The organism is Pseudomonas xantholysinigenes (assembly GCF_014268885.2).
GTDB lineage: Bacteria > Pseudomonadota > Gammaproteobacteria > Pseudomonadales > Pseudomonadaceae > Aquipseudomonas > Aquipseudomonas xantholysinigenes.
Genome location: NZ_CP077095.1, coordinates 2,127,389 through 2,141,403, shown reverse-complemented (window position 1 = coordinate 2,141,403; position 14,015 = coordinate 2,127,389). Strand labels below are relative to the sequence as shown.

At 65.1% G+C, this 14,015-nt stretch carries 12 protein-coding genes; 8 read left to right on the top strand and 4 right to left on the bottom strand.

What is annotated here, in order from left to right; all coding sequences use genetic code 11:
- Nucleotides 1-17: 17 nt before the first annotated feature.
- The 3 genes from HU772_RS09635 to qhpR form a co-directional block, all read right to left on the bottom strand.
- Nucleotides 18-1,355: a DUF1329 domain-containing protein gene (locus HU772_RS09635; protein WP_186660983.1), complete on the bottom strand. Its 1,338-nt coding sequence runs from the start codon at nt 1,353-1,355 to the stop codon at nt 18-20.
- Between the two features lie 401 nt (nt 1,356-1,756).
- Nucleotides 1,757-3,109 carry an NAD(P)/FAD-dependent oxidoreductase gene (locus HU772_RS09630; RefSeq protein ID WP_186660984.1) on the bottom strand — a complete coding sequence of 451 codons (1,353 nt, stop codon included), beginning with the start codon at nt 3,107-3,109 and terminating at the stop codon, nt 1,757-1,759.
- 210 nt (nt 3,110-3,319) lie between these two features.
- Complete coding sequence (gene qhpR / locus HU772_RS09625; protein WP_186660986.1) at nt 3,320-4,324, bottom strand: AraC-like transcriptional regulator QhpR; 1,005 nt, start codon at nt 4,322-4,324, stop codon at nt 3,320-3,322.
- Nucleotides 4,325-4,509: 185 nt separating this feature from the next.
- Between qhpR and HU772_RS09620 the strand changes: the two genes are divergently transcribed.
- From HU772_RS09620 to HU772_RS09595, 6 genes are all read left to right on the top strand, one after another.
- On the top strand, nt 4,510-5,517 hold the full coding sequence (locus HU772_RS09620; RefSeq protein WP_186660988.1) for a DUF1176 domain-containing protein: 1,008 nt from the start codon (nt 4,510-4,512) through the stop codon (nt 5,515-5,517).
- A 43-nt stretch (nt 5,518-5,560) separates the two neighbouring features.
- Entirely contained in the window at nt 5,561-5,989 is a 429-nt protein-coding gene (locus HU772_RS09615; protein ID WP_186660990.1) for a GFA family protein, read from the top strand.
- A gap of 122 nt (nt 5,990-6,111) precedes the next feature.
- Nucleotides 6,112-7,560 (top strand): MAC/perforin domain-containing protein, encoded by a 1,449-nt coding sequence (locus HU772_RS09610; RefSeq protein ID WP_186660992.1) that lies wholly within the window; start codon nt 6,112-6,114, stop codon nt 7,558-7,560.
- A gap of 187 nt (nt 7,561-7,747) precedes the next feature.
- On the top strand, nt 7,748-8,086 hold the full coding sequence (locus HU772_RS09605) for a hypothetical protein (RefSeq protein WP_186660994.1): 339 nt from the start codon (nt 7,748-7,750) through the stop codon (nt 8,084-8,086).
- Between the two features lie 48 nt (nt 8,087-8,134).
- On the top strand, nt 8,135-8,293 hold the full coding sequence (locus HU772_RS09600) for a DUF2986 domain-containing protein (RefSeq protein ID WP_186660995.1): 159 nt from the start codon (nt 8,135-8,137) through the stop codon (nt 8,291-8,293).
- A gap of 287 nt (nt 8,294-8,580) precedes the next feature.
- Nucleotides 8,581-9,444: a sensor domain-containing diguanylate cyclase gene (locus tag HU772_RS09595; protein WP_186660996.1), complete on the top strand. Its 864-nt coding sequence runs from the start codon at nt 8,581-8,583 to the stop codon at nt 9,442-9,444.
- A 6-nt stretch (nt 9,445-9,450) separates the two neighbouring features.
- Here the strand turns inward: HU772_RS09595 and HU772_RS09590 are convergent, their stop codons facing one another.
- Nucleotides 9,451-9,795 carry a hypothetical protein gene (locus tag HU772_RS09590; RefSeq protein ID WP_186660998.1) on the bottom strand — a complete coding sequence of 115 codons (345 nt, stop codon included), beginning with the start codon at nt 9,793-9,795 and terminating at the stop codon, nt 9,451-9,453.
- A 152-nt stretch (nt 9,796-9,947) separates the two neighbouring features.
- Between HU772_RS09590 and HU772_RS09585 the strand changes: the two genes are divergently transcribed.
- Both HU772_RS09585 and pvrR read left to right on the top strand, forming a co-directional pair.
- Complete coding sequence (locus HU772_RS09585; protein ID WP_186661000.1) at nt 9,948-12,770, top strand: ATP-binding protein; 2,823 nt, start codon at nt 9,948-9,950, stop codon at nt 12,768-12,770.
- A complete protein-coding gene (pvrR, locus tag HU772_RS09580; protein ID WP_186661001.1) occupies nt 12,757-13,950 on the top strand; it encodes a response regulator cyclic di-GMP phosphodiesterase PvrR in 1,194 nt (397 codons plus the stop codon). The genes HU772_RS09585 and pvrR overlap by 14 nt, the downstream gene beginning before the upstream one ends.
- The last annotated feature ends 65 nt before the right edge of the window (nt 13,951-14,015 follow it).

Below are 14,015 nucleotides of genomic sequence, written 5' to 3'. Positions count from 1 at the left end.
CTGTGGTCTCCCGAAGATCAGCGCTCGCCGCGACGGCGCAGTTCGCCCGCGTTGAACAGTTTGTCGCTGACCCGGCCCTGCAGGCCGGCGGTGAGGTCCAGGGCCGCGCCCTGCTGGGTGAAGCCGTCGGCAATGTAGCGCCGGGCGATCAGGTCGTAGCTGAGGTATTCGAAGCTGGTGCAGGCCTGGATCTCGGGGTCGGCCCACAGGCTGCCCTCCTGCACCCGCCACAGGTTGCCCTTGGCATCGAACATGTCCACGTGCAGCAGGCTCCAGCTGTCCTCGTCGAAATAGAACACGCGCTTGGCGAACGAATGGCGCTTGTCGGCCTTGACCGTGGCCTCGACCACCCACACCCGGTGCTTCTCGTAGCGCTGCGCATCACGGTCGAGGTACTGCTCGCCGATCAGCTTGTCGTAGCTATTGGCCTTGTCCACCAGGCGGTAGGAGTTGTACGGCACCACCATCTCGCGCTTGCCGACCAACTTGAAGTCGTAGCGGTCCAGGGCACCGGTGAACATGTTGATCTGATCGACGAAATACAGGTTGTCGGAGCCGGCGATCGGGTTGTCGTAGGCGAAGGTCGGCGCCTGGCGCACGCGGCGCTGGCCGGGGAAGTAGATCCAGGCGTTCTGCGGCTGGTCCAGGCGCGCGTGCACCAGGTACATCTCGCCGGCGCGCGAGGACGGCGACTGGATGTCGTAGAGCAGCTTGGCTTCGATGTCGCCGGTGTCCTCGGGCGCCTTCACCGCCGGATCGTTGTAGGGGTAGTACTCGCTGGCCCACTGACGGATCTCGGTGAGCCCACCACCGGGCTCGCGACGCAGGAACGAGATCTGCGCCTTGCGGCCCTTGGCCATGTAGCGCAGCTTGTAGTTCCACAGCACCTCGATGCCGTTTTTCGGTTGCGGGAACGGCACCGCGGCCCCGGCGGCCTGCTCCAGGCGCCAGCCATCGGCGCCGATGCGTGCCTGGCCGGCGAAGTCCTGGGTGCGCTTGGCCACCTCGGCCGGGATCGCGCAGCTGCGGTGGGTCGGGTAGACGTCCAGGCGATAGCCCGGGTAGGCCTTGATCAGCGCCACCTGGCCTTGCGGCAGTTGCTCCTGGTACTGGGCGACGTTGCTGGCATCGATGCTGTACAGGCGCTTGTCGCCGGCATAGGGGTCGCCGTGGCCCGGCGACCAGCCGGCCGGGGCCTGGGTCAGGCCGCCGGTCCAGGCGGGGATGCTGCCATCGGCGTTGCCGTTTTTTTCGGCGCCGGTCGGGGTGAGTTCAGCGAGGGCGGTGAATGAGGTGGTGGTACCGAGCAGCGCCAGCAGCGCGCCGCCCAACAGGGACAGGGGGCGATGTTTCATGAACTTTTCCTTGCGTGGTTCTTGTGGTTATCGAAAGGCAGTTCGTTGCAGACAGGAGCAGAAAAAGGGGCCGCCGAGGGACAGCCCAAATGCGTTTCCGGCTCTGCGAGACAGACAGTATTCCAAGCCCCTGGCCGAAGGCTTGGCCGGGTGCGCCAGGGGGTTTGTCATTCGGTGCCAGAGAATGCCGGCGTACCCACAGGAAGAATGAATCGCGCAGTTCAACGCGATCCCTGTGGGAGCAACTGTCTTGCTCAACTGCTAAAGCTAGCGCGGTCGCTGTGGGAGCGGCTTCAGCCGCGAACACCGGCACAGCCGGTGCCAGTCACCGCGCCGCTTGCTTCGCGGGTAATCCCGCTCCCACAGGAGGAGCGCATGGCTTGAGGGCGAGGTGGTGCCCATCAAGCCTTCAAGCCCCGCTCCTCCCACCAATCCCACGCCTTCAGCGCCTGGCGTGCGGTGCGCCCGGCCCAGCACGACAACGTGGTGCCCGGCATCGCGATGGCCTTGCGATTGACGATCCAGAAATCACTCAGCTCGCTCTGGCGCCCCTGCAGCAGGTCGGCAATGGTGCGCCCATTGAGATGGCTCAGCGCCACGCCATGGCCAAAGCAACCGCCGGCATAGATCATCCGCTCGTCGTCGATGAAACTGATCTCCGGCACCATGTCGGCGTTCACCGACACCGGCCCGCCCCAGCGGTAGGCGATGCGCACGTCGCGCAGTTGCGGGTAGATCCACTTCAGGTGCGCCTCGCAATGCGCCCAGCTGGCCGGCGACGGTTGCTCGGCCATGGCGCTGGCGGTGTAGGCCAGCACATCGCCGCCGCCCATGACGATGCGGCCATCCACAGTCGGGCGGAAGTAATGCAGCATCTGCCGGTTGTCGCCAAACGCCTCGCGCCCATCCCAGCCGATGCTGCGCCACAGCGCCTCGCCCAACGGTTCGGTGATCACCTGGTAGGTCCACAGCGGAAACTGGCGTTGTTGCAAGGTGCGTGTGCCGGGGAGCTGCCGCGCATAGGCATTGGTGGCGATCACCAGCTTGTCGGCGTTCACCCGGGCGTTGGGGGTGCGCAGCACGATGGACGCGCCGCTGCGGTCGATATCCAGCACCGGCGTTGCTTCATGGATGCGCACCCCCACCGACGCGGCCAGGCCCTTGAGCCCGCGCACCTGTTTGCACGGATCGAGGTAGCCCGTCTCGCTTTCATGAATCCCGCCCAGCAGGCGCGGCGAATCATGGCGTTCACGCAATTGCGCCGCGCTTTGCCAGCGCATGTCACCGGCCAGGCCCAGCGACTCGTACAGTTCCAGGTTCTTGCCCAGGCGCGCCAGTTGCCGGGGCGAATAACTCACCCGTACCAGCCCGGCATGGCGGTAGTCGGAGTCGATAGCGTGGGCCTCGATGACCTCGCGGGTGTAGGCCACCGCCCGTTCCAGGTAACGGTGGGCCTCGATCATCCGTTGCTTGCCCCAGCGCAGCACCACCAGCTCCGGCTCCAGGCCGAACAGCTTGGTGCTGAAACCGGCATTGCGCCCACTGGCGCCGAAGCCGATCAGCGCCGCCTCCAGCACCAGCACCCGGGCGCCAGGGTTGTCGCGCTTGAACTGCCAGGCCGTGTTCAAGCCGGTGAAGCCACCACCAATCACCGCCAGGTCGACCTTGAGGTCCTCGGCCAGGCGGCTATTGGCCAGGTAGGTGCCGTAATCGTGTTGCCAGAAGGAACGGGGTTCATTGTTGTTGTCGTGCATACCGGGCTCCAGGGGTCAGCGACCGAGCATCAGGCAGATCAAGCGCTCGAAGGTCTTGCCGTAGGGTGGGTACCACAGGGGAGGATGCGCAGTGCTCATCGTTGCTCTCCTGAGATGAGGGAAGCCAGCGGCCACGCGCGCGCGGGCACTGGCGCCTCGTTCAGGGTATCGAGGGGGGCTAAGGCTGGATTGACCGCCGGTGCCAGATTTTCAGCACCCGGTGCCAGGCCCGCGCCCGGCCTGGCGAAACTGCTGCGGCGACTGCCCGGTCCAGCGCCGGAACGCACGGGTGAACGAGCCGGACTCGGCATAGCCGAGCAACAGCGAGATTTGCGTCATCGAGAAGTCGGAGTGGTTCAGGTAGCCCACCGCCAGGTCGCGGCGCACCTCCTCCACCAGCACCGAGAACTCGATTTCCTGCTCCTTGAGCCGACGCTGCAAGGTACGTCGGCTCAGGCCCATGCGTGCACTGACCTCGTCCAGCGATGGCACGCCACTGGCCATGCCCAGGGCGATCATGCGCGTGACCTGGGGCAGCAGCTCGTCACTGACGCTGCGCTGTTCGCGCTCGCGCTCCAGGTAAGGCGCCAGGGCCTTGAACAGCCGCTCGTTGCCTTGGCGCACCGGCAGCTCGAGCACCTCGGCAGGCAAGCTCAGGCTGTTGCCGGGCTGGTTGAAGTGAACCGGGCACTGGAACAGCTGCTTGTGCACCGCCACGTCCGCCGGGCGGGCATGCTCGAAATCCACCCGCAGCGGCCGCACCGGGCTGGCGGTGATCAGTTGCAGCTGGCGCAGGATCGCGGCGATGGCGAACTCGGCATCCTGGCGGCGGCTGAGCACGGTGTTGTCGGTGACCTGGTAGGTGATGCGCAGCAAGCGCCCGGCGTGGCTGTAGTCGACCCTCGACTCCTGGGCGAAGACCACGATGTAGGTATGCAAGGTCAGCAGCATCTGCTCCACGCTCGGCGCGCAGTGCATGGCATGGCCCAGGGCGCCGAAGTCGCCGGCCTCGGTCTGGCTGCCCAGCTCCAGGCCGACCGACGGGTTGGCGCTGCCCGCCGCCTCCCACAAAGCGATGTACTGCTCGCCGGGGATTTCGATATCGGCGCGCTCCAGCAGCGGCAGGTCGATGCCGAGGGTGGCCAGGTGCGGGGCGAAGATGGTCTTGAAGCGGCGAAAGAAATCTTCGGAGACGACTGTGCGAACCGGTCTCATCTATTGGCAACCCACATCCTGGACGACGAAAAGCCTGCGCTCGATTGTCGATGAGCGCGGGCAAACACTCAAGCCACGCGTTGGCCATGCCCGCTCGCCCGCTGCCTGAGCGCTCGACGCTGCCGAGCGGGCTAGGTAACCTGCTGTTTTTCAAGGACCCCACCCGCTTTCAAGCAAGGACGAAGATGAAATTGCACCCGCTGTGCTGGCCCCTCCTGGTGCTCGGTACGCTTGCCCATGCCGAGGTGCCCGGCGAAGGCGTCGAGTTCTCGCACAAGGATTGGGACCTGGTGTGCCTCAGGACCGGTACCTGCGTGGCCATGGGCTATTCACCGGGCGACAGCCTCGACGGCATCAGCGTGGCCCTTAGTCGCGACGCAGGCCCAGGTACGCCCTTCACGGGCAACCTGCTGTTTGCCGATCAGATCGAAGAGCCGCCGACCGAGCCGGTCAGCCTGGTGCTGGACGGCGAACTGATCGACACCGCCAAGCAGCATGGACCCAAGGACTACTGGCTCGACGAGTACGCCAGCCGGCGCCTGGTCAACGCCCTGGCCGGCAGCACCGAGATCCGCTTCGTCGATGCCCGCGGACGGGCCTGGCCATTGTCCGGTGCCGGGGCGACCGCGGCGTTGCTGAAGATGGACGAGTTGCAGGAGCGCATCGGTACGCCGACAGCCGCCGTCAGGCGTGGCGATGACGAGGAACTGGTCCCGGGGCCTCGGCCTGTCTCGCCCCCCGTGACCTACCCGCCATTGGTCGATACTCGCCCCGAAGATGCGCAACTGGCCGACGACCCGGCCCTGCGCCGAGCCCTGGGCGCCGCCCTGTCGGCCCACCAGCCGTGCCCCGACCTGCATGCCAGGCCCTTGCAGATCGAACGGCTGGATGAACACCGGCTACTGGTCAGCACGCAATGCTCGGCCAACAGCTACAACACCGCCACCGGATTCTGGGTGGCCGAGGACCGCCCGCCCTACCTGGCCAGCCTGGTGACCGAGGCCGGGACCCGCTTCGATCGTTTGCGGGCCAACATCGGTTCCTGGCAGATGCAGAGCCCACGCGGAGACTGCATGAAGCGCTCGTTCTGGACCTGGGACGGCACGCGCTTCGTGCTGACCTACCGCGCCGGGTATGTGCGTTGCAGGGGGTTCAAGGATGGTGCCTGGGCAGTGCCCAGCTATGTGAATTGAGCGGCTAGGCGATTCTGCCCAGCCGAGCCAGAGGACGTGACTGATGGAACACGACTACCAAGGCAGCTGCCTGTGCGGCACGGTGCGCTATGCCCTGGCCTGCGCGCCCAAGGCCGTCACCCATTGCCATTGCCGCCAATGCCGCAAGGGCCATGGCGCGGCGTTCGCCAGCTATGCCAGCGTACCGCGCGAAGCCTTGCAGATACTCGGTGGCATAGCGGCCATCCGCGATTTCCAGTCCAGCGCACAGGTCGTGCGCCAGTTCTGCGGCCACTGCGGCTCGACCTTGTTCTGGTCCAGGACCACGGGCGACTTCGCCGGCTGGGTATCCGTGGCCCTGGGCACCCTGGATACCCACTTCGTGGCGCGCAAGCACAAGCATGTACACGGCGAATCGGCGGCCGCATGGGCTCAGTTCAATGACCCGGCCTTTGCCCCCGCGCCCCTGTTCGACGCAGAAAAAACTATCTAAGGAGATATAAGTTCCGGGCAGTAATACCAAGGTTTTCTTGCGGCATCTTTGCGCCAACTATGCTGGTTCCTTGCTCGTTTGCTGAGCGGTTATATCTGCCCATAACACATAAGGAAATCATCATGGAAAACATCGACTTGCCGCAAGGACTTGTGCACTTTTCCACCCAACACCTGCAACTTATTCGTTTTAAAGCAGGTTTGGATGAAAAAGTACTGCCGGGCGTCGAAGCTATCGGACTTGGCTATAACCCATTCATCAGTTATGCCAGTGTCAACAGCGGCGCGGTGCAGTTGTTCGATTGGACCACGGCGAAAAAACGCGAAGTATCATTCAAGCCAGGCTACTTCGTTCCGGAGATCGTCGACGTCCAGCAGAACGACAGCGCCACCTATACCAACGTCACCGGCAGCACCATTACCGAGTACCAGCGCAGCCTGGCCACCAGCGTGGCCATCGAGGGGCGCTACAACTTCTTCAGCGGCTCGCTCTCCACCGACTTCGACAGCAACTCGCTGCGCAACGCGGAAAACGAATTCAGCCGCATCCAGCAGTCGATCAACCTCTGGTCGCTGCGCCTGCCTTCGGTCACGTCGCTGCGCGAATTGATGCTGCCATACATGCGCCAGCAACTCGACGAGCTCAACGTCAATGACCCCAAGGCTATCAGCCGCTATTTCGACAGGGTCGGCAGCCATTTCCTGACCGGTATCGTGATGGGCGGACGGGCCATCCTCGCCTCCTCGACCAACAAGCTGCGGGTCAAGCGCGACTACTCGGTGGCGGTAGTGGCCAAGGCCAGCTACGAAGGGCTCACCGGCCAGCTGAGCGCCGAAGCCAAGGCCAAGTACGGCGAGTCGATCAGCAGCTTCACCCAGTACTCCAATACCCACCAGGAAGTCCGCGGCGGCGACGGCACCAAGGCACAGGCCGTGTTCAGCGGCAAGGAAGGTTTCCAGGCCTGGGTCGACAGCGTGGGGACCTCGCCGGACTTCGTTGATTTCGTCCCGACCATTCCCATGCAGGAAATCTGGAGCCTGTGCAAGACCGAGGCGCAAGCCGAAGCCATGCGCAAGCACTACGATGACGTTTGGGCGCCGGCACAGTCGGAAAAATACCGGATCAAGGCGAACTACATCGACCAGTTGGTGGTGATCACCGGCGGCAGCTCGACCATCGAACCTCCGGTGGGCTACAGCAAGGTGGAGTACGACCTCAACGCTGGTGCCGGTGGCGACTTCATCTACCTGTGCTATCACGAGCAAGCCTGGCAGGCCGACCAGCCGAAGAACGCCGTGACCGACATCAGGATCATCTACAACAAGGAGCCGACCCCGGCGGGCTACATCAAGCTGCCCCAGGACCTGAACAAGGGCGCCGGCGGCGATGATGTGTTCCTCTGCTACAAGACCGAGGCCTACAACACCGACACCGCAATCAACAAGGTGACGGTCATCGGTGGTGGCAATGCCGATATCAATGCACCCTACGGCTACAAGAAGATACCCGGCGACCTCAACCGCGGGGCCGGCGGCAACTTCATCTACGCCTGCACCTTCGTCGGCAAGTGACGCCGGCCACGCCCCCACTTCGGTGGGGGCGCGCGATGCTTTCCAGCGGGGGTAGACGGTGTTCCACCAAGCCAACCCCACCCAGGCTCCCGGCCTTCGAACTTTTTCCACGGGCGCGGTCTATTGATGCGTCGCCCACGCAGAGGGCGCCACCCACCCCAGTGTCCCGCAGAGGCTGCCTTCCTTCATGAAAATCCTTTCCCCGCGCACGCTGTTCTTCAGCCTGTTCGCCCTTGTGGCTGCGGGCTCGGCATCGGCAGCAGCGCCTACGGCCAACCCTTGGTCGGATCGCGCCGGCATCCGCGCCCAGGCGCCCGCCCTCCAGCTCGCCCACGATGATCGCTACCGCCACGACGAGCGCTGGCATGACCGCCGCGACGACTGGCGCCGGGAACAGTGGCGTCGCGAGCAATGGCGCCGCGAGCAACACCGCCGCGAACTCGAGCGCCAGCGTTACTGGGAGCGCCACCACGACCGCGCCATGCATTATCGCTACCAGCAAGACCACCGCTACTATCGCCGCTGAGTCCCTGTACAATCCCCGCCCCCACACAACCGTGGGCCGAGGACGCACATGAACCGCCGCAAGAAGATCAACCAGCTGTTGAAAGCCCACGCCAAGAAGGCCAGCGCCAAGCTCGCCCCGAAAAAGCCCAGGTACATCTGCAAGGCCGAGCGCGCTCGCCTGGCCGCCGAGGCCGACGAACAGGCCGTGGTGCTCAGCGAGCAGTGAATTTCGCAGCACCCGGCTAGGCTCTGTACGAAATGTATCTGCACTCGCCCCTACTGCGTTGAAACAGGGCTCGGAATGCTCATGTACTCCAGTACACTCCGCTTCCTCCCCCTGTTTCGCCTTGTCTGGCCTTCGCGCAGACACATTTCGTACAGACCCTAGTGCCACAGGCCCGCCCCTGTGTATGCTGGCCACGCGCCGCACCTCACGACCTGTGGCCACCCCCAGCCGGCAAGGACGCCCGCCGCCGTTCGCGATCACGCCCACTGCGCCGGACTTTCCGCCCTATGCCCGTAGACCTGCAAGCGCTTTACCCCAAGTTGATCCAGTTGATGCTGGACACCGTGTTCGTGGTCGACCGGGACAACACCATCGTGTTCGTCAGCAACGCCTGCGAAGCCTTGCTCGGCTACCGGGCCGACGAGCTGACCGGCACGCCGATCACCCAGTACATGCACCCGGACGATCTCGAGGCGACCCGCGCTTCGATCATCCGGGTCATGAACGGCCATGCCCATTTCGATTTTCGCAACCGCTATATCCGCAAGGATGGCGGTATCGTGCACATTCTCTGGGCGGCGTTCTGGTCCGACGAGGTGGGGGGACGCATTGGCGTGGCGCGCAACATCACCGCGCTCACCCAGGCCGAGGAGGAACTGCGCTTCCTGGCCCACCACGACCCGCTGACCAAGCTGTGCAATCGCTCACTGTTCAATGCCCGGCTGGCCGCGGCGCTGGACGATGCCCAGCGCCATCAGCGTCGACCGGCGCTGTTGTTTCTCGATGTCAATGGCTTCAAGGGCATCAACGATGTCCACGGGCACGCGGCCGGTGACCGGGTGCTGTGCGCCATCGCCGCGCGCCTGAAAGCCTGCGTGGACACCCGCGACACCGTGGCACGCATGGGTGGCGACGAGTTCACCGTGCTGCTGGCCGACACCGCCGCGCCTGGCGCGGTGGCCGAAAAGCTGGCGCAGATCCTCGCGGCCATGGCCGAGCCTCTGGGCGCCGGCTGCGACGGCATTGCCATGCCGACCTGCAGCATTGGCGTGGCTTGCTATCCCGACGATGGCCGCGATGCCGACGCGTTGCTCAGCCATGCCGATGACCAGATGTACCGGCAGAAGAAACGGCGGCATGGCACTGCCTGAAGGGGCTCAAGGCGCGCTGAGGATCACCACGTAGTTGCCCTGGGTCAGCGCGTTGCCGTTGCTGTCGCGCAATGGGTACAGCCCATCGTCCGCGCCTTGCCCATCGGCCCGAACGGCCAGGGCCGACAGCCCCTGGCGATCCACCGAGCGCACCTCGACATGGCTACGCTGGGCCCTCGATGGACAATCCTCCACCCGCACCGTCGTGGCGGCCACCACCCCACGACAGGATGGCTCGACAATACTGCCGGTGAATTGCAGCACGCCCGAGCTGATCGCGGTCGCGGCCTGGGCCTGCGCAGCCAACCCCAGGCACAGCAACGCACAGCCTGCAAACGTCTTGATTCCCATCGTCTCGCTCCCCTTCGCACTGACTTGCCCCCAGACTATCCGATAAGCGGTAAGCGCCACGGCACAGGGTGTGACACCGGTCACAAAGCGGAGAAAATCGCTTTAAGGATCGTCTGATATCGCCTTGCCAGCGTCCTGCCTACAGTCGCGCCATGCGACTTAAATCCTACCTGCAACAGATCACTCCCCTGCTCTCCAACCCCGAAGCGGCGCGTCGCCTGCTGCGGCTGCTGGCGTTCGTGCTATCGGCCGGCATCCTCAGTGGCGCCTACAACTTCCTGCTGTTCACCTTCAATACCGACATTTCCCAACGCCGCGGCTACATGAGCGCCGCCATCGCCGAGGCGCACACCTTCTTCACCAACCGCGAGGCGTTGCTGGAAAGCCTGAGCCTTTCCGCTATTCGCCAGAGCGCCCAGGCACTCATCCTGCAGCCACTGGCGCCCAACGAAGAGGTCCGCCTGCAACTGGGCGACAGGCCGGGCAAACACTGGAGCCTTTGGCTGACCCAACGCATGTGCGCACACCTGAAGTCGCGGCACGTCAACCTGCTGTACGTGGGCAGTGGCCCGCAGGCGCGCGTCCGTTGGCTGTACAGCGGCAGCGCGCAGGTCTCGTCTCCCTCCCCTGCGTTGCTGGCCCGCCTGCACGGCGCCCTGCAACAACCCACGCCACCCGCCGAACTGTGGCTGGCCGAGCAGGACGCCCAGCGCTCACGCCTGTACATCTTCCTGCGCCTGGACGAGCGCGACCCCGATTCCGGCTGGCTGGGCCTGGAAATAGACAGCCGCGCGGTCTCCCCGACCCTGGCCGACGCCAGCTCCGGCGAATTCATGATGTTCAACGGCGATGGCCTGCTGGTGTTCACCAACAGCACCGACCCGGCCCTGAACCAATCACTGCGCGATCACCGCGATGGCGACTTCTTCGGCTTCGTCGGCAAGGGCCTGCTGCCCAGCCACCTGGTGATCAGCAAACCCTTGATGTCCTCGGACTGGCAGCTGGTGTACGCCATCGAGCTGCGCGCCATCCTCGCCGGGCTCTGGCAACAGCTGCTCGGGACCTTGCTGTTCTGCCTGCTCAGCATCGGTTTGATCCTCGGGCTGCTGCGCCGCTTCGAACAGCGCTTCATCACGCCGACGGTGCAACGGATCAGGGCGGTGGTCGAGAGCGAGATGTTCAGCCGCGATGTGATCGAGACCGCCCCGGTCGCCTTGTGCGTGCTGCGCCGCAACGACGGCCAGGTGGTGCTGGAGAACCACCTGGCCCAGCAATGGCTGGGCCAGGAAGACCCGCATGACGCGCGCCGCACACACTGGATCCAGCAAGCCTTCGCGCACCAGGACGGACCATTCAGCGACTACTTTGAAAGCGCCGACGGCCGCCACCTGTACCTGAGCTGCGTGGCCACCCGCTACAAGGGTGAAGATGTGCTGCTGTGCGCGTTCAGCGACATCAGCGCGCGCAAACAGATCGAAGCCGCGCTGGAGGATGCCCGGCGCGCCGCCGACACCGCCAATGAGGCGAAGACTCAGTTCCTGGCGACCATGAGCCACGAAATCCGCACCCCACTGCACGGCGTGCTGGGCACCCTGGAACTGCTCTCGCGGACTACCCTCGATCCCCAGCAGCGCGACTATCTGCGGGCCATCGAAGGGTCGTCCTCGGCCCTGCTGCAATTGATTTGCGACGTGCTCGATGTGTCGAAAATCGAGGCCGGCCAGCTGGCCCTGGTACTCAGCGAGTTTTCCGCCCCGGCGCTGGTCCACGAAGTGATCCAGGGCTACAGCGCGGCGGCCCGCAGCAAAGGCCTGCAGCTCTACAGCTGCCTCGACCCGCACCTGCCCGAGCACCTGATCGGCGACGTCAACCGGCTGCGGCAGATTCTCAACAACCTGTTGAGTAACGCGGTGAAGTTCACCGACTGCGGTCGCGTGGTGCTGCGCGCCCGCCTGCTCAACCGCGACGGCGAGCGTTGCCATGTGCTGTGGCAGGTCGCCGACACCGGCAAGGGCATCGACGAGCAGGACCAGCCGTTCGTCTTCGACCCCTTCTACCAGAGCGAAGGCCATACCCAGGTCATCCCCGGTACCGGCTTGGGCTTGCCCATCTGCCAGCGCCTGACGCAACTGATGAATGGCCAGTTGCGCCTGGTCAGCGAGCGCGGCCTGGGCAGCAGCTTCAGCCTGACCCTGCCCCTGGAGGTCGCCTCGGGGCGGCCCTTGGCGCCCTTCAACCTGTTGGCCGAACGCATCCATGTGCTGTCGCCGATCCGCGAGCTGGCCGAGGCCCTGGCCGGCTGGTTGTGCCGCTGGGGCGCGCGGGCCCAGGTTGGCGCGCCGGTGCCCGGCAGCGCCCATGACGGCGAGTTGCTGGTCGAAGTGCACCCCGGCGCGGTCGAACCAGGGCTGCTGCCCGACTGGGGCGGCCCACGCATCCAGGCCAGTGCCTTTGCTTGCTGGGAAGCCCAGCCCGAGGCAGGGCATTGGCAGGTCAATCTCAACGACCTCGGCGCCCTGCACCAGGCCGTCAGCCAGGCCCAGGGCCTGCGCCGTGCCGGCGCCGAGGCTCAGGCCGTATCCAGCGCGCCAGAGCCGCTCGGGCTGCAGGTGCTGGTCGCCGAGGACAACGTCATCAACCAGTTGATTCTGCGCGACCAACTGCAGGAACTGGGCTGCGGCGTGACCCTGGCCAGTGATGGCGAGCAAGCCCTGCTCGCCTGGCAACGCGAGCGCTTCGACCTGGTCCTGACCGACGTCAACATGCCGGGCATGAACGGCTACGCCCTGGCCCGCGCCCTGCGCCAGCAAGGCTGCGCGCTGCCGATCATCGGCGCCACCGCCAATGCCCTGCGCGGCGAGGAAGAACTGTGCCTGGCCGCCGGCATGGACCGCTGCCTGATCAAACCCTTCAACCTGCAAGCCCTGTCCAACTGCCTGGCCCCGTATCGAGGTAGCCGTCTTGAAGCGCTTTAACATCCTGATCGTCGAAGACCACCCCTTCCAGCACATGTACCTGCAACACCTGTTCAACGAGCTGGGCAGCTTCCACCTGGAGGCCGCGCGGGATGGCCAGGAAGCCCTGGAGCGCCTGCGCCTGCGCGACTTCGACCTGGTCCTGACCGACCTGCTGATGCCGGGCATGGACGGCGTGCAGTTCATCCAGCACCTGACCGGCCTGCGCCACAAGCCAGGCCTGGCGATCATGAGCGCCGCCTCGCGGCGCATGCTCATGGCCGCCAGCCTGGTGGCCAAGAACCTTGGCGTCGACGTGCTCGGGCTGATCTCCAAGCCGGTCGAACCGAGCGCGCTGCGCAACCTGATCGAGCAGTTGCAACTGCGTCGGCAAAGCGACGCGCAAACCACGCCAGCCACCCTCGAGTTCGATCGCCAGACCTTGGTCGAAGCCTTGAACAGCCACGCCTTCCAGGCCTGGTTCCAACCCAAGAAGTCCTTGCACAATGGCCGTATCGTCGCCGCCGAGGCCCTGGTGCGCTGGATGCATCCGCAGCAAGGGGTGCTGCTGCCGGGCGCCTTCCTGCCGACCCTCAATGCCTTCGGCCTGGAGGAACGCCTGTTGTGGGTCATGCTCAAGCAGGCCATGGACGCCCAGGCCCGCTGGCGCGAACAGGGGTATGACATTCCGGTGTCGATCAACCTGCCGACCCATCTGCTCAACAGCCACGACCTGGCCGACCGGCTGCTGGCGTTCGTCCTGCATCACCAGGGAGTGCCCGGCAAGCTGTGCTTCGAACTGATGGAGTGCTCGATCCCCGAGGACCTGAGCAACTTCTACGCTGGCGCTTGTCGCTTGCGCATGAAGGGGTTCGGGCTGTCGCAGGATGACTTTGGCAAGGGCTACAGCTCGTACATGAGCCTGGTGTCGACGCCATTCACGGAACTGAAGATCGACCGAGCGTTGGTGCAACGCTGCGATGAGAGCGAAAGCCTGGCCTCGGCCCTGGCCAGCATCGTCGCCCTGGGCCACAAGCTTGGCCTGACCGTGGTCGCCGAGGGCGTCGAGACGCCGCAGGAGCTGGAGATGCTACGCAAGGTCGACTGCAACCAGGCGCAGGGTTTCCTGATTTCCCACGCGGTCTCGGCCGAACAGTTCCAGCACTTGCTGCACGGCGACGGTCCGCCCGCCGCCTATTAATTTGTCATACCCCCTGTGGAGGCTGAGCATCGGCGGTAATATCCATTTGATATCGACGCCTTCCA

Bases quoted from the DNA above. Each gene is read 5' to 3' on its own strand.
- HU772_RS09635 (WP_186660983.1), bottom strand. From the start codon at position 1,355: ATGAAACATCGCCCCCTGTCCCTGTTGGGCGGCGCGCTGCTGGCGCTG.
- qhpR (WP_186660986.1), bottom strand. From the start codon at position 4,324: ATGAGACCGGTTCGCACAGTCGTCTCCGAAGATTTCTTTCGCCGCTTC.
- HU772_RS09615 (WP_186660990.1), top strand. From the start codon at position 5,561: ATGGAACACGACTACCAAGGCAGCTGCCTGTGCGGCACGGTGCGCTAT.
- HU772_RS09610 (WP_186660992.1), top strand. From the start codon at position 6,112: ATGGAAAACATCGACTTGCCGCAAGGACTTGTGCACTTTTCCACCCAA.
- HU772_RS09620 (WP_186660988.1), top strand. From the start codon at position 4,510: ATGAAATTGCACCCGCTGTGCTGGCCCCTCCTGGTGCTCGGTACGCTT.
- HU772_RS09585 (WP_186661000.1), top strand. From the start codon at position 9,948: ATGCGACTTAAATCCTACCTGCAACAGATCACTCCCCTGCTCTCCAAC.
- HU772_RS09605 (WP_186660994.1), top strand. From the start codon at position 7,748: ATGAAAATCCTTTCCCCGCGCACGCTGTTCTTCAGCCTGTTCGCCCTT.
- HU772_RS09630 (WP_186660984.1), bottom strand. From the start codon at position 3,109: ATGCACGACAACAACAATGAACCCCGTTCCTTCTGGCAACACGATTAC.
- HU772_RS09590 (WP_186660998.1), bottom strand. From the start codon at position 9,795: ATGGGAATCAAGACGTTTGCAGGCTGTGCGTTGCTGTGCCTGGGGTTG.
- HU772_RS09600 (WP_186660995.1), top strand. From the start codon at position 8,135: ATGAACCGCCGCAAGAAGATCAACCAGCTGTTGAAAGCCCACGCCAAG.
- HU772_RS09595 (WP_186660996.1), top strand. From the start codon at position 8,581: ATGCCCGTAGACCTGCAAGCGCTTTACCCCAAGTTGATCCAGTTGATG.